18 protein-coding genes are annotated in these 20,725 nt (G+C 68.7%); 8 read left to right on the top strand and 10 right to left on the bottom strand.

Annotated elements, in window-relative coordinates:
- Positions 1 to 53 precede the first annotated feature (53 nt).
- The 3 genes from ACWDTS_RS09655 to ACWDTS_RS09645 form a co-directional block, all read right to left on the bottom strand.
- Positions 54 to 905 carry a sulfurtransferase gene (locus tag ACWDTS_RS09655; RefSeq protein ID WP_450118038.1) on the bottom strand — a complete coding sequence of 284 codons (852 nt, stop codon included), beginning with the start codon at positions 903 to 905 and terminating at the stop codon, positions 54 to 56.
- Between the two features lie 37 nt (positions 906 to 942).
- Positions 943 to 2,829, bottom strand: a complete 1,887-nt coding sequence (locus tag ACWDTS_RS09650; protein WP_450118037.1) for a TerD family protein — start codon at positions 2,827 to 2,829, stop codon at positions 943 to 945.
- 67 nt (positions 2,830 to 2,896) lie between these two features.
- Positions 2,897 to 3,499 (bottom strand): TetR family transcriptional regulator, encoded by a 603-nt coding sequence (locus ACWDTS_RS09645; RefSeq protein WP_450118036.1) that lies wholly within the window; start codon positions 3,497 to 3,499, stop codon positions 2,897 to 2,899.
- Positions 3,500 to 3,686: 187 nt separating this feature from the next.
- Between ACWDTS_RS09645 and ACWDTS_RS09640 the strand changes: the two genes are divergently transcribed.
- The 4 genes from ACWDTS_RS09640 (at position 3,687) to ACWDTS_RS09625 (ending at position 6,096) form a co-directional block, all read left to right on the top strand.
- Positions 3,687 to 4,427 carry a hypothetical protein gene (locus ACWDTS_RS09640; protein WP_450118035.1) on the top strand — a complete coding sequence of 247 codons (741 nt, stop codon included), beginning with the start codon at positions 3,687 to 3,689 and terminating at the stop codon, positions 4,425 to 4,427.
- On the top strand, positions 4,424 to 5,185 hold the full coding sequence (locus ACWDTS_RS09635; protein WP_450109095.1) for a hypothetical protein: 762 nt from the start codon (positions 4,424 to 4,426) through the stop codon (positions 5,183 to 5,185). The genes ACWDTS_RS09640 and ACWDTS_RS09635 overlap by 4 nt, the downstream gene beginning before the upstream one ends.
- 95 nt (positions 5,186 to 5,280) lie before the next feature.
- Positions 5,281 to 5,799 carry a cytochrome c oxidase subunit 3 gene (locus ACWDTS_RS09630; protein WP_197255590.1) on the top strand — a complete coding sequence of 173 codons (519 nt, stop codon included), beginning with the start codon at positions 5,281 to 5,283 and terminating at the stop codon, positions 5,797 to 5,799.
- Positions 5,800 to 5,802: 3 nt separating this feature from the next.
- Complete coding sequence (locus tag ACWDTS_RS09625; protein ID WP_248675328.1) at positions 5,803 to 6,096, top strand: cytochrome C oxidase subunit IV family protein; 294 nt, start codon at positions 5,803 to 5,805, stop codon at positions 6,094 to 6,096.
- Positions 6,097 to 6,109: 13 nt separating this feature from the next.
- On the opposite strand, the gene ACWDTS_RS09620 is transcribed toward ACWDTS_RS09625, so the two are convergent.
- Both ACWDTS_RS09620 and ACWDTS_RS09615 read right to left on the bottom strand, forming a co-directional pair.
- Positions 6,110 to 6,706, bottom strand: a complete 597-nt coding sequence (locus tag ACWDTS_RS09620; RefSeq protein ID WP_450109094.1) for a hypothetical protein — start codon at positions 6,704 to 6,706, stop codon at positions 6,110 to 6,112.
- Positions 6,707 to 6,839: 133 nt separating this feature from the next.
- Positions 6,840 to 7,697: an enoyl-CoA hydratase-related protein gene (locus ACWDTS_RS09615; protein WP_450109093.1), complete on the bottom strand. Its 858-nt coding sequence runs from the start codon at positions 7,695 to 7,697 to the stop codon at positions 6,840 to 6,842.
- Between the two features lie 97 nt (positions 7,698 to 7,794).
- On the opposite strand from ACWDTS_RS09615, the gene ACWDTS_RS09610 reads away from it, so the two are divergent.
- Both ACWDTS_RS09610 and ACWDTS_RS09605 read left to right on the top strand, forming a co-directional pair.
- Complete coding sequence (locus ACWDTS_RS09610) at positions 7,795 to 8,580, top strand: hypothetical protein (protein ID WP_248675331.1); 786 nt, start codon at positions 7,795 to 7,797, stop codon at positions 8,578 to 8,580.
- Between the two features lie 13 nt (positions 8,581 to 8,593).
- Complete coding sequence (locus ACWDTS_RS09605) at positions 8,594 to 9,013, top strand: CoA-binding protein (protein ID WP_197255569.1); 420 nt, start codon at positions 8,594 to 8,596, stop codon at positions 9,011 to 9,013.
- 9 nt (positions 9,014 to 9,022) lie between these two features.
- On the opposite strand, the gene ACWDTS_RS09600 is transcribed toward ACWDTS_RS09605, so the two are convergent.
- The 3 genes from ACWDTS_RS09600 to ACWDTS_RS09590 all read right to left on the bottom strand — a co-directional run bounded on the left by ACWDTS_RS09600 (position 9,023) and on the right by ACWDTS_RS09590 (position 11,566).
- Entirely contained in the window at positions 9,023 to 9,535 is a 513-nt protein-coding gene (locus ACWDTS_RS09600) for a hypothetical protein (RefSeq protein WP_450109092.1), read from the bottom strand.
- The gene (locus tag ACWDTS_RS09595) at positions 9,532 to 10,389 is read right to left on the bottom strand and encodes a ParA family protein (RefSeq protein WP_248675333.1); all 858 of its coding nucleotides are present in this window, start codon (positions 10,387 to 10,389) and stop codon (positions 9,532 to 9,534) included. Before ACWDTS_RS09595 ends, ACWDTS_RS09600 begins: the two co-directional genes overlap by 4 nt.
- 76 nt (positions 10,390 to 10,465) lie before the next feature.
- On the bottom strand, positions 10,466 to 11,566 hold the full coding sequence (locus ACWDTS_RS09590; protein WP_197255566.1) for a zinc-binding dehydrogenase: 1,101 nt from the start codon (positions 11,564 to 11,566) through the stop codon (positions 10,466 to 10,468).
- 163 nt (positions 11,567 to 11,729) lie between these two features.
- On the opposite strand from ACWDTS_RS09590, the gene ACWDTS_RS09585 reads away from it, so the two are divergent.
- Positions 11,730 to 12,560, top strand: a complete 831-nt coding sequence (locus ACWDTS_RS09585; RefSeq protein WP_197255565.1) for an oxygenase MpaB family protein — start codon at positions 11,730 to 11,732, stop codon at positions 12,558 to 12,560.
- 5 nt (positions 12,561 to 12,565) lie between these two features.
- Here ACWDTS_RS09585 and ACWDTS_RS09580 read toward each other — a convergent pair whose 3' ends face one another.
- Both ACWDTS_RS09580 and ACWDTS_RS09575 read right to left on the bottom strand, forming a co-directional pair.
- On the bottom strand, positions 12,566 to 13,051 hold the full coding sequence (locus ACWDTS_RS09580; protein WP_248675335.1) for a hypothetical protein: 486 nt from the start codon (positions 13,049 to 13,051) through the stop codon (positions 12,566 to 12,568).
- A gap of 60 nt (positions 13,052 to 13,111) precedes the next feature.
- On the bottom strand, positions 13,112 to 14,293 hold the full coding sequence (locus tag ACWDTS_RS09575; RefSeq protein WP_450109090.1) for a hypothetical protein: 1,182 nt from the start codon (positions 14,291 to 14,293) through the stop codon (positions 13,112 to 13,114).
- A 745-nt stretch (positions 14,294 to 15,038) separates the two neighbouring features.
- On the opposite strand from ACWDTS_RS09575, the gene ACWDTS_RS09570 reads away from it, so the two are divergent.
- Complete coding sequence (locus tag ACWDTS_RS09570; RefSeq protein ID WP_197255586.1) at positions 15,039 to 20,516, top strand: ATP-binding protein; 5,478 nt, start codon at positions 15,039 to 15,041, stop codon at positions 20,514 to 20,516.
- Positions 20,517 to 20,725: the final 209 nt, after the last annotated feature.

Below are 20,725 nucleotides of genomic sequence, written 5' to 3'. Positions count from 1 at the left end.
CGGTTTTCGGTCGGACCGGGCCGGCGCCGCCACACGGTGGTTCGGGAGGTTGCTCAGGCGGTCGCAGGGCCCGTTTCGACGGGGTTGGTCGGATCCGACGACCACTGCGACCACGAACCGGGGAACAGCGCGAGATCGATGCCCGCGACCTCGGCCGCGGCGACGACCACCGCGGCGGTGACCCCGGACCCACAGTAGGTGCCGGCGCCGCGTTCGCCGTCGACGCCGTGCGCCGCGAACAACGCGCGCAGGTCGTCGGCGGGCGCGAACCTGCCGTCCTCCCCGAGCAGCGCCGTGGACGGCAGGTTCGCCGCACCCGGGATGTGCCCGGCGACCGGGTCGATCGGTTCGACCTCGCCGCGGAAACGTTCGGGGGCGCGGGCGTCGAGCAGCACACCGGCCCGGGCCAGGTCCGCCGATTCCGAGGCGGTGAGGGTTGCGAGCGCGCCCGCGTAGAAGTCCCTGCGTCCGAGTGTGATCGAACCGCACTGCGGCCGAACCGCTTCCGTGCTTTCCGCTCCTCCGGCCGCACGCCACGCCGCCCATCCCCCGTCGAGAATGCGCACGTCCTCGAGCCCGGCGGCACGCAGCAGCCACCAGGCGCGGGCCGACCCGGCGCGGTTCCAGTCGTCGTAGACGACGACGGTGTCGCCGTTGTCGACACCCCACCGGCGCAACGCTGCCTCGAGTGCGTCGGCGGACGGCAGCGGGTGCCGGCCGCGACCGGGCACGGTGTGGTCGCTGAGGTCGGATTCGAGATCGACGTAGACGGCACCGGGGATGTGCCCGGCGGCGTACGCGGCGCGGCCGTCCGGTTCGGCAAGTGACCACCGGACGTCCAGGACGCGGACGGGTTCGTCCGAGGCGAGGAGGTCGGCGAGTTCTGTCGCGGAGACCAGGGTCATGGCGTGTCCTGTCGGTCGAAGAGGTCGGGGCTCGGGGTCAATCTTCCTCGTCGACCTCGACGCCGTACCGGGCGACCAGCGCGGCGAGGCCGTCGTCGTAGCCCTGCCCGACCGCGCGCACCCGCCACTTGCCGGCGCGGCGGTAGATCTCGGTGAGCACCATCGTGCGTTCGGTGGTGCCGGCGTCGAGGACGAACGTCGCGGCGGTGGTGTCGTCGCCGTCGACGCTCACCGACACGGCCCCCAGCTCGCCGAAGGTGCGGTCGCCGTCGATCGCGGCGGCGATCGCGACGCGGTGGCAGTCCTCGGGGAGCCCGGCGAGGTCGAGGCGCACGCACTGTTCGCTGGGCCCGTCGACGGTCAGCTCGACGACACCGTCGTCGACGAGGGGGTTGTTGTAGAACACGAAATCGTCGTCGGTGTCGACCTTGTCGTCCGGCCCGAGCAGGAACGCGACGACGTCCACGTCGTACTCCTTGCCCACGGCCTCGGCCTTCCACGCGACGTTCACTGCCCACGACGTGTTCTTCGCGGGCAGGTCGATGACCTCGCCGCGGGCCAGCACGGGTGCGGACAGTTGCGCTTCGAGGCGCATGTGCGGCGGCACGACACCCCGCTCGAGCGCGGCGTCGACGTCGTCGCGGGTCAGGACCGGGAGTTGCCGCGCGGTGACTCGCGGCATGCGCTTGTCGTCGTGGCCGCCGTCGAGGACGAGCACGTCGGTGACCGCGGCGGTGAAGTTGAGCGCGGGCCGGGCGCCGAGCTGGGTGATGCGCGAGCGCATCAGTACCCCGTCGAGGTGCGTGCCGCCGAGCAGCAGCACGCGGCGTCCCGACCACAGTTTCGGCTTCCGCCCGGCCAGCGTCCATGTCGGGGCCGGAGCCTCGGCCGGCGCGGCGGGCTGCTCGATGACGATCGGTGTTTCGATGTGCGCGACGGGTTGCGGCACCACGTCGATGACGGTCGCGACCTTCGGGACACCGGGCCGCACCTCGGCGAGCAGCCGATCGAGTTGCGGTTCGTCGATGATCGGGATGTCCAGGGCCATGGCCTTGCGGACCTTACCGGTCTGCACGAGCGGGTCGTTGCACACCAGCACACTGGTCTGGCGGCTGACCTGGTTCATCACGTCGAGGCCGGCGTCGGTCATGCGGGCTGCGAGCGTCAGGCGCGGGGTGGTGGTCGAGCCGCTGATCACGACCTTCATGCCCTGCACGAGCCCGGCGTCGGCGAGCCGGCCCGGGTTCTGCCAGTCGCACGCCACGCGCGGCACCGAATCCGGATAGACAGCCTTGCGGCCGCGGCAGTTCACGACGGGCAGCGGCAGTTGCAGGCTGTCCGCGAGCGCGGCGCTGTGCACGAACACCTCGGACAGGACGCGCGCGTCGTCGTAGGCGTCGTGCTCCTGCAGCTGCTGCACCTGCCAGTGCTGCGCGAGGGTGGAGAGGCGGAAGTTGGGGACGTCCAGTTCGAGGCGCCGCGACAGCGCCATCGTGCACAGCCGCTTCTGCACGGGCAGCGACGTTCCGGCGCGGCGGAATTCGGCATCGAGGAAGCCGTAGTCGAACGTCGCGTTGTGGGCGACGAGGGTGCCGCCGTCGAGGACCTCGGCGAGGTCGCGGGAGATGTCCTCGAATCGGGGCGCGCCGGCGAGCCGTTCGCGGGTCAGGTTGTGCACGTGGACGGGACCGGGATCGCAGTCCGGGTTCACGAGGGTGGAGAACTCACGCTCGACGGTGCCGTCCTCGCTCAGGACCAGCGCCGCGACGCTGAGCACGCGGTGGGCGTTGGGACGCAGACCCGAGGTCTCGACGTCGACGACGACCCACCGGTGGTCGCGCGGCAGTGTCGTCGTGTGCGTATCGATCACGTTCTCTCCGGCCTTTCGTCCCCGGCCGGGCTGCACCCCGGCACAGTGAGACATTCTGGACCGACGGTCCGACACGATCGGCGACACCCCCGGCGCCTGACTCCCGGGCCGGCTTTCCGCTCTATACGGCTCTCAGCCCGTACAGGTAGGTGGTGAGGTACTGGTCGATGAAGGGGGTCCGGATCTCGTCCGAGTCGGGCATCGTGATGAGCAGGGCGTAGAGACCGACGAGGAACGAGACCGCGTTGTGGAACGTGTCGACCCCGGCGGGAATCTCGCCCCGTTCCTGTGCGCGCGCGAATTCGTCGACGAACGCCACGATCACCGGATGGTGCGGCCACTCCTCGGACGGCGGTCGCTTGGTGGAGAAATGCAGGGCCAGAAAGTCTTTGAACAGCCTGTTGCCGAGGCGCCGCTCGAGCGCCTTCAGGATGCGGACGGCTTCGGCGAGGGTGTCGCGCACACTGTGCCCGGTCGCGAAGAACCGCTCGAGCTCGGCGGCCATGCGCTCCTCCTCGCGCTTCTCGAGCTCGAGCAGGACGTGTTCCTTCGTCGGGAAATGGAAGAAGAACGTGCCGTGGGCGACGCCTGCGGCCGCGACGATCGCCCCGGTGTCGGCCGCCGCCATGCCGTCGCGCTTGAATTCCGCGATCGCGGCGCCGAGCAGCCGCTCCCGCGTCTGAAGCCCCTTCGATCCGCGCGTCTGCGGTTTGCTCGTCGCCATCCACAACCCGTTTCCGCCCGCCTAGGGCTGATCGTTCTCGACTCTGCGGCGAGTTTACGACAGCCGAGAAAAACTGACTCAACTCAGAAAATCCCTTCCGCCGAGGTCGATCGCGGGTTACCGTTCACCGGAAGCCCGTCGGGCGGCTCGCGCACGAATCGACTGAAGTCAGTCTGTGGAGGTTGCGGTGCAGATACTCGAACAAGCCCAGGACTCCCCCGCGGCGGGCAACGTCAAGGCGCAATGGGTGAGCCTGTGGACCGCACCCGCGGTCGCGGCCGTGCTGCTGGTGGCATGCCTGGCGTTCCCCGGCTTCCGGCCCCCGATGTCCCCCACCCTGCCCACCGACGAGGTCGCCGCGTTCTACCGGGGGAACACCGCGTGGATCCGGTTCAGCATGGTCACGTTCAACCTCTGCGGAATCATGATCCTGCCGCTGTTCACGGTGATCGTGGTCCAGATGAAACGCATGCGGCAGAGTCACGTGTTCGCCTACTGCTACCTCACCGCGATCGTCAGCGGCGCAACGATCTTCGCGCTGTCGAACATCTTCTTCCTCGTCGCCGCGTTCCGCCCGGAACGCGACCCCGAACTGGTGATGCTCCTCAACGACCTCGCGTGGATCGTGTTCATCGCCCCGATCGGCATGGTGGTCAGCCAGTTCCTGCTGCTGGCGGCCGCGATCTACTTCGACCACGGACCCGACCCGGTGTTCCCGCGCTGGGTGGGGCACTACTCGCTGGCGACCGCGGTCGCGATGATCCCGGCCGCCGGTGCCGCGGTCGTGCAGACCGGCCCGCTGGCGTGGGACGGACTGCTCTCGTTCTGGTTGCGCAACGGCGCCTTCGCCCTGTTCATGATCGTGATGTTCTTCGTGCTGCGCCGGACGCTGCGCCGGCAGGCCCTCTCCGAAGGCCTGATCCGATGAGCACCCTGATCCCGGACCGCGACGTCACCCCACGGCCGGCACGCGGCGGCAGGCCCGACGTCCGGTTCGTCTACTGGATCTTCCCGGGCTTCTACGCGGCGTTCGGCGTGATCATCTGCCTGCTGACGCGGGTGACGCCACCGCCGCGGCCGGACGTGTCGACCGCGCAGAAGGTCGAGTTCTTCGCGCAGCATCACACCACGATCCAGATCGGATTCTGCCTGCTGCTCGTGCTGCTCGGCGGCGCCGCGATCACCAACGGACTGGTCGCCTACCACATGACACGCATGTCGGTCGGTTCCGTCTTCGCCTACGGCTACATCGGCGGCATGGCGGTCGGCGCGCTGCCCGGCTTCCTGCTCGTCGCCGCGTGCTTCCTCACCGCGACCTTCCGGCCCGACCGCGACCCCGAACTCGTCGGCCTGCTCTACGACCTGGGCATGCTGTCCTACAACGGTTCGCTCGGCTGCTTCTCCGCCGCATATCTGGTCCTGGCGATCGCGATCCTCTACGACCGGAACAACATCTTCCCGAAATGGTTTGCGTACGTGAGCATCTGGCAGATCGTCACCGAGGTGATCGCGACCCAGATGTTCGCCTTCGCGTCGGGGCCGTTCGCCTGGAACGGCTCGATCGCCTTCTGGCTTGCCGTCGTCGTGTTCTGCGTGTGGCTGGGAGCGCTGATGGTTCTGCTGAAACAGGCGACCGCACGTGAACCCGCCTACTCGCCGGGTCGGACCGAGGAAACCGCGTCATGAACCGTCCGAGTTCGATACCCGTACCGGCACAGACCGCCATCCCGGTCACCGCCCGCACCGCCGCACCGAGCCGGCACCTGCCGGGCGATCGCGACATGTGGGTCATGGTGCTCGGCGACATGCTCATCTTCGGTGGCTACTTCGTCATCTTCATGATCTACCGATCGATGACGCCGGAAGCCTTCCTCGAAGCCCAGCAGCATCTCGACGTGGATATCGGGGTGATCAATACCGTTGTGCTGCTGACTAGTTCGTGGTTCGTCGCACTCAGCGTCCCCGCGGTCCGGAACGGCCGGCACGAACACGGGATCCGGCTGGTGTACGCCGCGGGCGCGTGCGGCGTGCTGTTCACGGCGCTGAAGCTCTACGAGTGGTGCACCAAGATCACCGGCGGGCAGACCAACTCCGAGATGTTCTACTCGTTCTACTACGTGCTCACCGGCGTCCACCTGCTGCACGTGCTGATCGGCCTCGTCGTCCTCGGGGTCGTCGCGCGCGAACTGCGCAATCCCGCCCGGCGCAGGGTGTCGATGGTCGAATCCGGAGCGGTCTACTGGCACATGGTGGACCTGCTCTGGGTGGTCATCTTCGCTCTGCTCTACGTCATGAGGTGACCGGTGACCACAACAACCACTCGACCCGGAACGTCGACGCGCACGATCACCGTCACGTGGCTCGTGCTCACGGCCGTCACGATCGCCTCGTGGTGGCTGGCACCCGGCCATTCGCCGACCGCGGTCGGTGCCAGCGCACCGATCACCGTGCTCGTCCTCGCCCTGGCCGCCGTGAAGTGCCGCCTGATCATCCGGACGTTCATGGAGGTTCGCGGGGCCCCGCGCTGGTTGCAGTGGGCGACCGACGGCTGGCTCGTCACGCTGATCGCGACGGTGCTGGTGCTCTACCTGATCTGATCGATCGCGACCCTCACTCGGGGATCACCTGGAAGCCGGCGGTACCGACGGTGGTGGCGCCGTCGGCGCCGATCACCGTCGTCGTGATCGTGTAGTCACCCGGTGCGTCGAGGACCAGTTCGTGTGCGCGGACGCGACCCGAGCACGCGGCACTCCGGTCGGTGTGGCTGTAGTCGCCGGGGCCGGTCACCGTGGACACGACCTGGCAGGTCTCGTTCCATATTTCGGCTCCGGACTCGTCGATGGATCGCCATCGGAACACCACGCCCGCGGTGCCGTAGGTGGTCGCCTGGTACATGTCCGGTCCGACCAGATGCCCGCGCCCGCCCCGCTCGGTGAACACCCGGACCTGCTCGATCGCCGGAGGTCCGGGAGTGGATGTCGTCGTCACCGGTGTGGTGGCCGGGGTACTCGTGGGCGGAGCGACGACCCGCACCGGCGAGGTGGGGGCGGTGACGGTCACCGTCGGGGCGGGAGCCGTGACCGTCACGGTCGACGGCGGTGCGGCCACGGGTTCCGGCGCTTCCGGTTCCTCCCGGAGAACGAGCAGGTAGAGCACCGACAGTACGAGCGTCGCCACCGATGCTCCCGCGAGGGCTGCGATCAGCAAGGCTCCTCGTCCCGATCCGTTACGCCCTGGGCCCGGGTTGATCATCCGGTGATGGTGTCAGGCGATCGGGCACGGGAACATCGTCCGACCGAACGAAATCCTGGTCGGCCACCCCACGAAGAGGTGTCCGTGGTCAGTCGGTGCCGTGCTCGCCGAACAGATCCGGCAACCCGTCGGAGATGCGGTTCGGGAACTGAGGTTCCCGCTTCTCGAGGAACGCCTCGACACCTTCGCGCACGTCGTCGGAGGTGCCGCGGACGTAGATGCCGATGGACTCCGCCCGGTGCGCGACCTCCGGGCTCGACGCACCGAGCATCCGCCACATCAGTTGCCGGGTCAGGGCCACCGAGACCGGCGCGGTCCCGGTCACCAGTTCGCGGGCGACCTCGAGGGCACGGTCGAGAACGCGCTCGGCCGGGACGATTTCGCGCACGAGGCCACGCGCGAGCGCTTCGTCCACGGGCACCATCTTGCCGCCGGCCGTCCACTCGACGGCGGTGGAGATCCCCACGACGCGGGGCAGGAACCACGTGGAGCAGGCCTCCGGTACCAGCCCGCGGCGTGCGAACACGAATCCGAATTTAGCTGTGTCCGAAGCGATCCGGATGTCGGCGGGCAGCGTCATGGTGACGCCGACCCCCGCGGCGGGACCGTTGATCGCGGCGATCACCGGCTTGGTGGAGCGGAAGATCCGCAGCGAGACCAGACCGCCCGTGTCGGCGGGTGCGCCACCGGTGTCGGGATCGTCGTCGAGGACGAACGTGTCGCCACCCGCCCCGAGGTCCGCGCCGGCGCAGAAGGCACGACCGGTTCCGGTGAGCACGATCGCGCGCACGTCGTCGTCGGCGTCGATCTCGTCGAAGGCCGCGAGGAGCCGGTCGCACATCTCGGTGGTGAATGCGTTGAGCCGATCGGGGCGGTTCAGACGCACGATCGCGACGGCTCCGTCGCGCTCGACTACAACGGATTCCTCGGTACCGGTCTCGGACACGGGCGCCCATCCTTTCAGAGGGTTCGAGCCTTCTGGGTTCGGCCCAACCTACCCGTAGGCTCCCGTCGGGACGCCCGAAGGACTAGTGTTCGGTTGTATGCGCAGGACGGCGAAGATGTTCGCGACGGCTGCGGCACTGACGACGATCATGGTGGGACCCCAGTCCGCATGGGCAGCACCGATACCGGTCCCGACCCCCGACGGGACGGTGAGCGCCCCCGCGCGCACGCAGATCTCGTTCGCTCCCCTGTCCGGCGCCCGCACCGGAACGGCGAACGAACACGAATCCCGCACGGCGATGTCGATCATCAAGCTCTACCTCGCCGAGTACGTGGTCCGGCACGGTGATCCCGCGGATCGTGACGCCGCGGTCGAGATGATCCGATCGTCCCACGACGGGATCGCCGAGCGACTGGCCTCGAAGTACCCGGGCGCGATCGCGGCGACGATCGCCGAGTTCGGGCTCGTCGACTCCTACGCCTCCGGATACTGGGGAACCGCGACGACCTCGACCTACGACATGGTCACCTATCTGGATACGAAGATTCGGACCGACCCCGGATCACCGGTGCTCGCGGCGATGTCGTCGGCCAATGATCGGGCGGCGGACGGAACCGCCCAGAACTTCGGTACCGCGCGGTTGCCGGGAGTGGTCGGCACCAAGTGGGGGTGGACGGACGATCGCAGTTCCGCGCACGCGTCGGCGTCGTTCGGACCGGATTTCGTGGTCGCCGCGTCGACCTACGGTTCGGCCGAGCAGCTTTCGTCCGACGTGACCGCCGCATTCACCGACGGTCCGGCCAACCCATCGCCTTCGGATCCGTTCTGCATTCCGATCGCGCCGCCGCTGTGCATACCGGGGACAGCGGTGGCGAGTCCCTAGTATTTTTGCCGCCATGACCAGTTCGTGGCAGGACCCCGATGCCGTCGAGTTCATGCTCGACGAGTGCGACACGTGGGCCGTCGTCGGGTTGTCGGGTGATCCGAGCCGGACCGCGTACGAGATCGCGGAGTTGTTGCAGTCGCGCGGTAAGCGAATCGTGCCGATTCACCCGTCGGCGCCGACGGTCCTCGGCGAGCAGGGCTACGCGACCCTCGCGGACGTCCCGTTCCCGATCGACGTCGTCGACGTGTTCCGGCGTTCGGAGGCTGCCGGCGAGTTCGCGGACCAGGCGGTGGACGTCGGCGCGAAGGCCGTGTGGTTCCAGCTCGGCGTCGTGGACGAGGACGCGTTCGACCGGACGATCGCGGCGGGTGTCCCGATGGTCATGGATACGTGCCCGGCGATCGAGTGGCGCAAACGCGGCTCGCGGTGAGTCAGCCGTTCAGCGGAACGCGTCGCCCTTTGTCCACGCAGCCTTGACGCGTTCGACGATCCGGTCGTGCAGCTTCGACGCTGTGCGCCACCGCATCGCGAGCCGGTCGTAGTCCATGTTGTGTTCGGCCACGATGTCCTTGAGCTGCTCGAGTTCCAGAGGAGCCAGCCGCGCGCGCAGTCCATCCTCACCGTCGGTGCGGTACACCGCGAACGGGTCGAACGGGCCCGGGGACCGCTTGCCGCGCCGCGCAACCGGTTTCCTCTCGGCCGGTTGCTTGTCGACCGGCGTCGCCGCGACCGGCGCCGGCTGGGGGCTCGCCGGTTCTGCCGCTGCCGCAAGGACACCGGAGAGTGCCTTCGCGAATCTCGGTGTGCGCGAGGCCTCGTCGGCGACGACCTGGACGAGCTTGATCAACGCGGTCGCCACGGCCGGTGTGCTCTCGCTCAGGCGCAGCAGGGCCGCACCGGCCTCCCCGAGTTGCAGGCGTAGTCGGGCCTCGCTTCGGTCGATGTCGGTCACAGCATTACCTGCGCATTCATGAGCACGTCCTCGGTGAGCATGCGCAGTGCGTCGTACTGTCCGCTGTTGCCGTACTTGCGCTTGAGCGTGCCGTACGGCACGAAGTCCGCGGACTGCGCGATCTGCGTGGCCTCCGGGATCCACGACGGTGCGACATTGGCGGTCTTCTCGTCGCGCTGCAGTCGCTCGATCGTGCTGCGGTGCAGATTCGACGCGCTGCGGTACTTGGTGATGACCAGCCCGATCTCCTTGATCGGATGACCGACCCGCTCGGCGAACTTCTTCACGCGGGACTGGAGTTGCGGAATTCCGTAGGTGGACAAGATGTCCGGGATCGTCGGGATGATGTATCCGTCGGCGAGCCGCAGGCCGTTGAGGGTGAGCATACCGAGGTTCGGCGGGCAGTCCACGAGGATGTAGTCGTAGCCGTCGGCGATCGGGGCGATCGCGGAGGACAGCACTTCGATCGGGCGGGTCGAGACCGGATCGGCGTACTGCTGGTGGCTCAGTCCCTCCTGGATGTCCATGAGATCGAGCGACGATGCGAGCAGGTCCACGCCCTTGACCGTCTTGACGGACGAGACGTTGCGCTGCAGCGCCTTCTCGATGTCGAAGTCGGGCGCCGACGGATCGACGGCCTTGCGGAACAGTGTCGCGAGGGTCCAGCCGAGTTCGTTGAGTTCCTGCCAGCGTTCCTCGCCGACCATCATGGTGGTCAGGTTGGTCTGCGGATCGAGGTCGATGAGCAGCACCCGCTGCCCGAAGTCGGCGGCCATGAACTCCGCCAGTGCCGCGGTCGTCGTGGTTTTCCCGACGCCGCCCTTCAGGTTGATCGTCGCGATAACCCGCGCCACCACCCGCTCCCTCCGCAAGAACCTCTCGTTGCGCGGGCAACTATACGTCGGTGTGGGTGTGTGGCTTCCGAGCAGGTCAGGGGAACTCGATGATCGCGCGACCCACGATCTCCCCGCGTCCGAGGGCCCGGTATGCCTCGTCGACGTCGTCGATCCCGTAGCGGCGGGTGATCACGCTCTCGGGACGGACCGTCCCGGCGGCGACCATCGCGAGCAGGGCCGGCATGTCGGTGCGGGCGCGGGCGCCGTAGGAGCCGCGAATCTCGAGCTTGCGCCGCACCAGCCGAGCGAGGTCGATCTCGCCGGTCGACCCGGCCGGGGCGATACCCACCACGACGGCACGTCCGCCGTCGTCGAGGACGTTGAGGGCGGTCGCGAACGTGTCGGCGCGGCCGAGCGCTTCGAAGGCGACGCGGACACCGGTGCCGCCGGTCAGTTCGCGAATCGCCTCGACGGGATCGGTGACCGAGGAGTTCACGGTGTGCGTCGCTCCGAGTTTCGTGACGGCGTCGAGTTTGTCGTCGCTGACGTCGACGGCGATGATCTGCGTCGCACCGGCGGCCTTCGCGAACTGGACGATGCTGGAGCCGACCCCGCCGGCCGCGATCACCGCGACGCGGTCGCCGACGACAACCTGCGCGACGTTCGCGACCGCGCCGTACGCGGTGAACGAACTGCACCCGAGGATCGACACCTCACCGAGGCCCACACCGTCGGGGACTCGGAACACGTCGGTGGCGGGAACGACGCAGTATTCGGCGAGTCCGCCCATCGAGTACATGGCCAGCGGAGTGCCGTCGGCGCGGGACAGCCGCGTCTCGCCGTCGTAGAGGGTGCCGCCGAGCCGGTTGTACGCGAAGAACTTCTCGCACAGGTCCTCGGCGCCGCGCACGCAGTGACGGCAGGTGCCGCACGGCATGATGAAGCTGCACACGACCGGGTCGCCGACCGCGAGTCCCTCGACGTCGTCACCGAGTTCGGCGACGGTGCCCGAGACCTCGTGCCCGAGGACCGCGGGCACCGGGAACGCGACCTCCGACCGGAGTACGTGCAGGTCGGTGTGGCACACCCCGCACGCGGAGACCTTCACCAGAACCTCGCCGCGGCGCGGGGCCGGGCGTGGGATGTCCTCGACGACGAGGGTCGGTGCGTTTCCTTCGAACACAGCAGCTTTCACGGCGTGGCGCCTTCCGTTCGGTGTCGTCGGACACGCTCACGCTAGTACTACATCGACGGTCCCCGCGGCAAGAGTCGCCGGACTCTGGCCGATTCCCTCCACCCCGCTGTAGGACTACAGTGGAAAGCAACTGACTACGGTCGTAATCAGATGGAGGGGGCGTATGCGCACCATCGACACACTCGGAGATCTCGTCTCTCCACTCGGCGGCTCGATCAACGCCGCCAACGTGATCATGCAACTCGCTCATCCCGGTGTCGGGCAGGGCGTGGTCGACAGCAAGGTCGACTCCGGCCGGGCCGACCTGCACCCCGTCAAACGTGCCCGCACCACCGGCACCTACCTGGCCGTCGCCGTGTTCGGCACCGAGGACGACCGCGACTTCATCCGTGAATCCGTGAAGAAGATCCACGCGCGTGTCACCTCCGAGCCCGATTCCGTCGTGCGGTACAGCGCCAACTCCCCCGCGCTGCAGCGGTGGGTGGCGCTGTGCCTGCTCAAGTACTTCATCGACCAGCACGAACTGCTCTACGGCCCGCTCACCGAGGAGGAATATCACCGGATCCTGCTCGACGGCAGCACCCTCGGGACGACGCTGAACGTGCGCCCCGAGGCCTGGCCGACCACCCGCACCGAGTACGAGAGGCTCTGGAAGGAGGGGGTCGCGGAGATCTCGATGAACGACGAAGTGCGCGAATACCTCACCGCACTGTGCAATCTCGCTGTTCTCCAGGTGCGCCTCGGCCGGGTGGGTCGCGCGATCCACCGCACGCTCGGGACGCCGTTCGAACTGGTCACACGCGGCGCGCTGCCGCCGGAGTTCCGCGACGTCATGCACTACCCCTGGACCGCCGACGACCAGCGGCGATTCGACCGCTACCTCCGGGCGGTCCGCCGACTCCACCGGGTGACCCCGCACGTGTGGCCGCTGCTGTGGAAGGCCTACCTCGTGGACATGCGCACCCGTCGGCGCCTGGGCCTGCGCGTCTTCTGACCGCGCTATCTGCCCTTGGCTTCGACAGCGATCGTGCCGCGCGCCCCACCGGGCGCAGCGGTCACGGCCGAATCGGCGGTGGCGTAGCCGTGCAGGTCGAGGCTCGGGGCATGGTCGAGGACCGCTCGCACGACGGAGTTTCCGGACAGGAAGATGATGACGCCGTCCGCGCCGGCGGTGGGCAGGTTCTCCCAGAGCGTGCTCTCGGTGCCGATGCTGCGGTTCACCTCGCTCATCAGCAGCGGCACACGGAAGTAGTACATGCGGTCCCATCCGCTGATGCCCGCGGCTTCGGCGACCTCACCGAGTGTGCGGGATTCTCCGTCCGCCAGAACCTTTTCGAAGGCGGTTTCGAGGACCGGGTCCTCCACGATCTCGACGGTGTTCGGACCGCCGCCGCAGGCCGCTCCCGTCGCCGCCACCGCGGCAGCCAGCCCCAGAATCGTCAGCTTCCGCGCCCAGCACGACGCCACTCCGGTAACTCCTGTCACTCGCCCCCCACCACGACGGCGAGAAAGCTATCACCCGGACCGGAGCAAATCCACGGGCGGTCAGACCGGAGGCCGCTCCCTCGCGGTGAGCACTGCGATGTCGCCACGCAGGGCTGCCTGCAGGGACCGGATGGAGCCGGCCGCGGCGTCGACCTGATCCCCCACGAAATGCGTGTTCTCCGCGGACAATTCACGAGCTCCCGAACGTCCGATGAGGCGGTCGATGCGCTCGTCCAGGCTGGCGGTACGTTCGGCGATCCGGTCGTGACGCAACTGCTCCTCCGCCGTGGTGAGCAGATCACCGATGCGCGCGAGCGCCGCGACGCGGTCGACGAGCTGATCCCACACCGCCTCCAGCGCTGTCGCCCTCGCCTCGAGCCCGGCGCGCGCGGCCGGCGCGCTACGTGCCGCGTCGGCGAGTTCCGCGAGCAGCCCGCGCAGGGCGACGGTGTCGACGGCGATCTGGGTGAGTTCGTCGGCCAGATCCAGTTGTGCGCGTTGGACGACGAGTTGCTCGGAGTTCCACGCAGCAGACATTTCGATGCGGTCGTAGAGGCTGCCCGCGAGAAAGAGAAGTGTGTCGTAACGGTCGACGAATCGATCGTCGTCCTCGGGAACCCGGCGGGACAACGCGTCGGCGGCCCGGCGACCCACAGCTTCGGCGGGGGTGCCTTCGGACCAGCGGGCGACCCGCTCGACGGCGACGCCGAGCACGGCGCCGCGCGCCTGGGCGGTGACCGGCACCGACACCGGTACGGGGGTGCGCTGCAGCGCGGCGAACAGCGCGTCGCGCTGCGCCGGATCGAGGTGCACGCCGTCGCGGCGGTCGCGGCGCACGGCCCGGACGCCCTGCGCATAGTGCGCCGGGGAGTGCACGAACGCGCGGTGTGCGGCGCGCAGGCGCTTGTCGAGTTCGAGTGCGCGGTACTCGAACACGAGCCGTGTCGCGCCGGGGCGCAGTTCCGCAGCGCGCGACGCGATGCGCGCGTGTTCGTCGGTGAGCCGGCGCAGGTCTCCGAAGCCGTCGAGGGTGGGCAGGGGCCGGCCCGTGCGGCGTCGGACCGCGAGGATCTCGCGGGTTTCCTCGTCGAGGTGCCCGGCGGCCAGGCACAGGGCTGCGGCGTCGCTCAGCGGCGCGTGCCGGCCGTCGATGCGGGCGCGATCGCACCACTGCCGCACCTGGCGGTCGATGCGCTCGCGGCGCAGCGCGGGCGAGTCGAACGTGTGCTCGTCGGACATCATTCAGGGCCTCCTCGCGGTGTCCGGACCCTTCCACTGTTCCAGAATCCGTGACGGTGCGACACGGACACCGCCCGCGAGCCACCGAAAGCGGCCCGTCGACGTGCCGTCGTTTTGCAGACCGCCGGGTCGGATTGCGTGAGATGGGTCACAGAAGTCGCGGATTCCGCCCGATTTGTCGTGCTCTTTCTTGACAGATGGATGAATTTGTCAAGTTGCCGACGGCATGTGACGGCGATACCGGCGGGTAACCTCCCGATCGGCACCGGCCGCGTGGTTACCCGTCGGTGTTACCCCGGAGTACGTGCGTGACGCTCGCCACACTCCGCATGGTTGACCCTTCATCGAAAGTCCAATTCGCGCTCTGCGCAACGCTTTCCACCACACGAAGGGTGGATGCGCAAGACCCCCAGGGTGTCGACATCCAAAACGTGACAAACCCTCATGTTTGGTCCATGCTTGTTACCGGAAGGATTACCCGTGCAGGGGCGGTCATCGACGACGATGGCCGAATGTGGCGGGAAACCTGCCGCAGAGCCGTCCGCCGGGCCGGGGTCGTCCTGGCACTTCGGACCCATGACCTGCCTTGCCCATCATGAGGAGTCGATCGATCACATGCACACGTCCGCGTTGTCAATTCGTGACATTGTCGGCGTTCTGATCGGTTAATTTGTCTTCCTCATCGGGGCGGAGTTTCGACGAGCGTCGCTACGAGCGCGCACAACCTTGGAGAACGGTGGCAACGAGTATGTTCAAGCGGATCGCAGTGGTCAACAGGGGTGAGGCGGCAGTCCGTCTCATCCGCGCAGTCCGGGAGCTCAACTCCGAGCACAACTACGACATCAAGACGATCGCGCTGCACACCGACGCCGAACGGCGGGCCATGTTCGTCCGCCAGGCCGACGAAGGCGTCACCCTCCGGCCGTCCACCACGGCCGCGACGTCCTACCTCGACCACGCCGAGCTCGAGCGCGCCCTCATCGAAGCGAAGGCCGACGCCGTGTGGGTCGGCTGGGGCTTCGTCGCCGAGGACCCCGCGTTCGCGGACCTGTGCGCCAAGCTGGGCATCACCTTCATCGGCCCGTCCGCCGAAGCCATGCGCCTGCTCGGCGACAAGGTCGAAGCCAAGATCCTCGCCGAGAAGGTCGGCGTGCCCGTCGCGCCGTGGTCCGGCGGTCCGGTCGAGAACCGCGCCGACGCCCGCCGCCACGCCCAGGCCATCGGCTACCCGCTGATCATCAAGGCCCGCTCCGGCGGTGGCGGTCGCGGCATCCGCAAGGTGTACGCGGAGGACGAGCTCGAACTCGCCCTCGAACGCACCCAGGGTGAGGCCGAGCGTTCCTTCGGCGACCCCGTCGTGTTCATCGAGCGTCTCGTCACCGACGCCCGCCACGTCGAGGTGCAGGTCATCGCCGACAACCACGGCAACGTGTGGGCACCCGGTGTGCGCGACTGCTCCATCCAGCGCAAGAACCAGAAGGTCATCGAGGAATCCGCGTCGCCGCTGCTCACCAAGGAGCAGTCCGATCACCTGCGCAAGGTGTCCGCGGACCTGGTGCGTGCCGCCGGATACAGCGGCGCCGGCACCGTCGAGTACCTGTACCAGCCCGACCTGAAGATCTTCACGTTCCTCGAGGTCAACACCCGCCTGCAGGTCGAGCACCCCATCACCGAGGCCACCACCGGCATCGACCTGGTGAAGCTGCAGATCCTCGTCGCCGCCGGCGAGGCCCTGCCCGGCGACTGCCCCACCGAGTTCGGGCACGCCGTCGAGGCCCGCCTCAACGCCGAGGACGCCGACAACGGCTTCGCTCCGGCGCCCGGCACCGTGCAGCTGCTGAAGTTCCCGCTCGGCTCCGGTCTGCGCGTCGACACCGGTATCGCCCAGGGCGACGTCATCCCGCCCGACTACGACTCGATGGTCGCCAAGATCATCGCGTGGGGCCGTGACCGCGACGAGGCCCTGGCCCGTCTGCGCACCGCGCTCCGCGAGACCACCGTCGTCCTCGACGGTGGCACCACCACCAAGTCGTTCCTGCTCGAACTGCTCGACCGCACCGAGGTCATCGACGCCTCCGCCGACACCGGCTGGCTCGACCGCACCGGCGCCGGCACCGCCACCGGCCCCAGCCGGGTCGCGGACGTCGCGCTGATCTCCACCGCCATCGACGTGTACGACGCCGACGAGGCCCGCGAGCGCGCCGCGTTCCTCACCTCCGCGCGTGGCGGCCGCCCCCGCGCCGGCCACACCGTCGGCCGCAAGATCGAGCTGAGCTACCAGGGTCAGGCCTACGAGCTGTTCGTCGGCCAGGTCGGCCCGCACCGCTACCGCGTCGAAACCGGCAGCGGCGAACTGGATGTCGACGTCGATCGTCTCGGCGAGTACGAATCGCGCGTGACGGTCGCCGGACATCGCCACCATGTCGTCTCCATCGCCGGACCCGCGCACTTCCTCGTCGAGGTCGACGGTGTCAGCCACCAGATCAGCCAGGACGAGGCCGGTGTCGTGCGCACGCCCGCACCCGCCGTCGTCGTCGCCGTGCCTGTCGCCGTCGGCGACGAGGTCGAGGCCGGCCAGACGCTCGTGGTGCTCGAGTCCATGAAGATGGAAACCGCCGTCCGCGCACCCTTCGCCGGCAAGGTCCGCGAAGTCCTCGCGGTCGTGAACTCGCAGGTCGACGCGGGCGCTCCGCTGCTGCGCGTCGACCAGGTCGCCGAGGAGACCGTCACCGCGGTCGTCGAACGCGTCCAGTTCCCGGCCCCCGCGCCCGCGATCACCGGTGACGCCGGTGCCGACGCCCTCGCGCGCATCGACGCCCTCGAAGCGCTGATCACCGGCTACGACGTGTCCGCCAAGCGCACCGCGACCCTGCTGAGCGAGTACGACCGCCTGCGCAGCGAGGCCGGCAAGCAGTGCGATCTGGTCCGCGCCGAGCTGTCGCTGCTCACCACGTTCGCGGACGTGTGCGAGCTCTCGCGCAACAGGCCCACGCAGGACGAGGAGTCGGGCGACAACCGGGTGCACAGCCCCCGCGAGTACTTCCACGGCTACCTGCAGTCCCTCGACGTCGAGGTCGGCGGCCTGCCGGACAGCTTCCGCACCCGCCTGTCGCGCGCACTGCGTCACTACGACGTCGATTCGCTCGACCGCACCGGCGAACTCGAGGAAGCCGTCTACCGGCTGTTCCTGGCGCAGCAGCGCATCGAGACCGCGGTGCCGGTGGTGTCGGCGCTGCTCGAGCGGTGGCTCGCGAACGTCGAGACCCCGCGCCTGTCGCACGAACTCAACGAGGTCCTGGACCGGCTGATCGTCGCCACCCAGGTGCGCTACCCGCTCATCGGTGACGCCGCCCGCAACCTGCGGTTCCGGTTCTTCGAGGAGCCGGTCATCCGCAAGGCCCGCGAGCAGGTGTACGACGGGGTGCGCGGCAGCCTCGCGTACCTCGCCGACAACCCTCAGGCCGCCGACTACGCGCAGCGCATCGAGACCCTCGTCGCGACGCCCGAGCCGCTGATCGACCTGCTCGCGCAGCAGATCACCCGCCCGGAATCGGTGCCGGGACCGCTGCTCGAGGTGATCACCCGCCGCGCCTACAAGATCCGCACCCTCGAGGACGTGCAGTCCTACACGGTCGACGGCCGCCAGTTCGTCACCGGAAACTTCGACCTGCGCGGCACCCGCCTGTACCTCATCTCCGCCGAGGCACGGCATGCCGAGCTGTCGGCCGCGCTCGACTCGGTCGAGGCCGCTGCGAAGCCGCTGCCGAGCATCGAGAACCTCGTCGTCGACCTGTACGTGGCGTGGAACGACGCCCCGGCCGACGCCGACGCCCAGGCCGAGGCGCTGCGCACCGAGCTGCTCGCCCGCCCGGTCACCGCCACGGCTCGCCGCGTCACGGTCACGGTGTGCCACACCGACACCGCCGAGGAGCACGTCTTCACGTTCCGCCCGTTCGCCAGCGGATACGCCGAAGAGCACAACATCCGCGACATCCACCCGCTGACCGGTCAGCGACTGGATCTGTGGCGGCTGAAGAACTTCGTCGGCACCCGCCTGCCCGCGAACCCGGACACGTACCTGTACCACCTTGTCGCCAACGAGAATCCGTCCGACGAGCGGTTCATCGCGCTCGCCGAGGTCCGCGACATCGCGCCGCAGCGTGACGAGACCGGTGCGATCGTGGCGCTGCCCGCGTTCGAGCGGGCGCTGGCCAGCTGCCTCGACGGCATGCGCCGGGCGCAGGCCGCCCGCGGCAACCGCCGCCTCGACTCGAACCGCGTGGTGCTGTTCGTGTGGCCGGTCGTCGAACTGACCCTCGACGAGCTCAAGCGCGTCGGGCAGGGTGCGGCGCCGATCACCGTCGGTGCCGGGCTCGAGGAGATCACCGTCATCGGCTGGCTGCGCGACAACCCGGAATCCCCGGCACGCGAAGTGGCGCTGCGGTTCTCGTACCGCTCCGGCGCCGGCGTCGTCGCCCGGGTGACCGAGCCGCCGAAGGAGCCGCTGAAGCCGCTCGACGAGTACACCCAGAAGGTCCAGCGCTCCCGGGCGCGCGGCACGGTGTACCCGTACGAGCTGGTTCCGCTGCTCACCAAGGGCAACGGCAGCTTCGTCGAATACGACTTCGACGCCTCCGGCGAGCTCGTACCGGTGGACCGCCCGTACGGCCGCAACACCGCGGGCCTGATCGTCGGCGTCGTCACCACCAAGACCGCGCGGTACCCCGAGGGCATGACCCGTGTCGCGCTGTTCGGCGACCCGACCAAGGCGCTCGGCACGGTCGCCGAGGCCGAGTGCTCCCGCATGGTCGCCGCGATCGACCTCGCCGAGAAGCTCGGCGCCCCGGTCGAATGGTTCGCCCTCTCCTCCGGCGCGACCATCTCGATGGACTCCGGCACCGAGAACATGGACTGGGTGTCGCGTGGCCTGCGCCGCATCATCACGTTCACGCAGAACGGCGGCGAGATCAACGTCGTCGTCACCGGCATCAACGTCGGCGCGCAGCCGTACTGGAACGCCGAAGCGACGATGCTCATGCACACCAAGGGCATCCTCGTGATGACCCCCGACAGCGCGATGGTGCTCACCGGTAAGCAGTCGCTCGACTACTCCGGTGGTGTCTCGGCCGAGGACAACTTCGGTATCGGTGGCTACGACCGCGTCATGGGCCCGAACGGGCAGGCGCAGTACTGGGCACCGAACGTCTCGGCCGCCGTCGAGATCCTGTTCGGGCACTACGAGCACGCGTACCTCGCACCGGGAGAACGCTTCCCGCGCAAGGCCGAGTCGAACGACCCGATCGACCGCGACGTCCGGGTGTACCCGCACGTGCACCCGTCCAGCGACTTCACGACCGTCGGGGACATCTTCTCCTCGGAGACGAACCCGGATCGCAAGAAGCCGTTCGACATCCGCACGGTGATGCGCGCCGTCGTCGACCAGGACCACGCGGTGCTCGAGCGCTGGGCCGACATGGCCGACGCCGACACCTCCGTGGTGTTCGACGCCCACCTCGGTGGCCACGCGGTCACGGTCGTCGGCATCGAGTCCCGCGCGATCGCCCGCAAGGGCTGGTTCCCGACCGACGGACCGGACCAGTGGACGTCGGGCACGCTGTTCCCGAAGTCGTCGAAGAAGACGGCCCGCGCGATCAACGCGGCGAGCGGTAACCGGCCGCTGGTCGTGCTCGCGAACCTGTCGGGCTTCGACGGTTCCCCCGAGTCGCTGCGCAACCTGCAGCTCGAGAACGGCGCCGAAATCGGCCGAGCCATCGTCAACTTCGACGGCCCGATCGTGTTCGTCGTGGTCTCCCGCTACCACGGTGGCGCGTTCGTGGTGTTCTCCGGCGCACTGAACGAGAACATGGAAGTGCTCGCGGTCGAGGGCTCGTTCGCGTCGGTGCTCGGTGGCGCACCCGCCGCGGCGGTCGTGTTCACCCGCGACGTGAACAAGCGCACCGCGTCGGACCCCCGTGTCGTCGAACTCGAGGCTCAGCTCGCCGCCGCCGAGGACGGCGAGAAGGCCCGCCTCGGTGTCGAACTCGCGACGCTGCGCACCGCGGTGCGGTCGGAGAAGCTCGGTGAGGTGGCCGCCGAATTCGAGGCGATCCACAACATCCAGCGCGCCCAGGAGGTCGGTTCGGTGCACCGGATCGTGCCGGCAGCCGAACTGCGTCCGCAGATCATCGCCGCCATCGAACGAGGCATCGCCAAGACCCTCGCGTAACACGGCAGTAGCCGAAGGGCCCCGCACCTATGCAAGGTGCGGGGCCCTTCGGCGTCTCGTGCTGTGGGTCGTGGGTGTGGTTGTGGCCCGCGGTTTTCCGAGCGAATGTACCGCTCGTCTCCTCAGACGGGCTGTTGCGAAATAGCCGAAGGTCCGCGACCGCGAACCACAGCGCCGGTCCCGGGGCGGGGTCTCCCGCCCCGGGACCA

The sequence above is a fragment of the Rhodococcus sp. NPDC003383 genome, from assembly GCF_053589115.1.
This window is presented reverse-complemented; position numbering and strand designations above follow the sequence as displayed.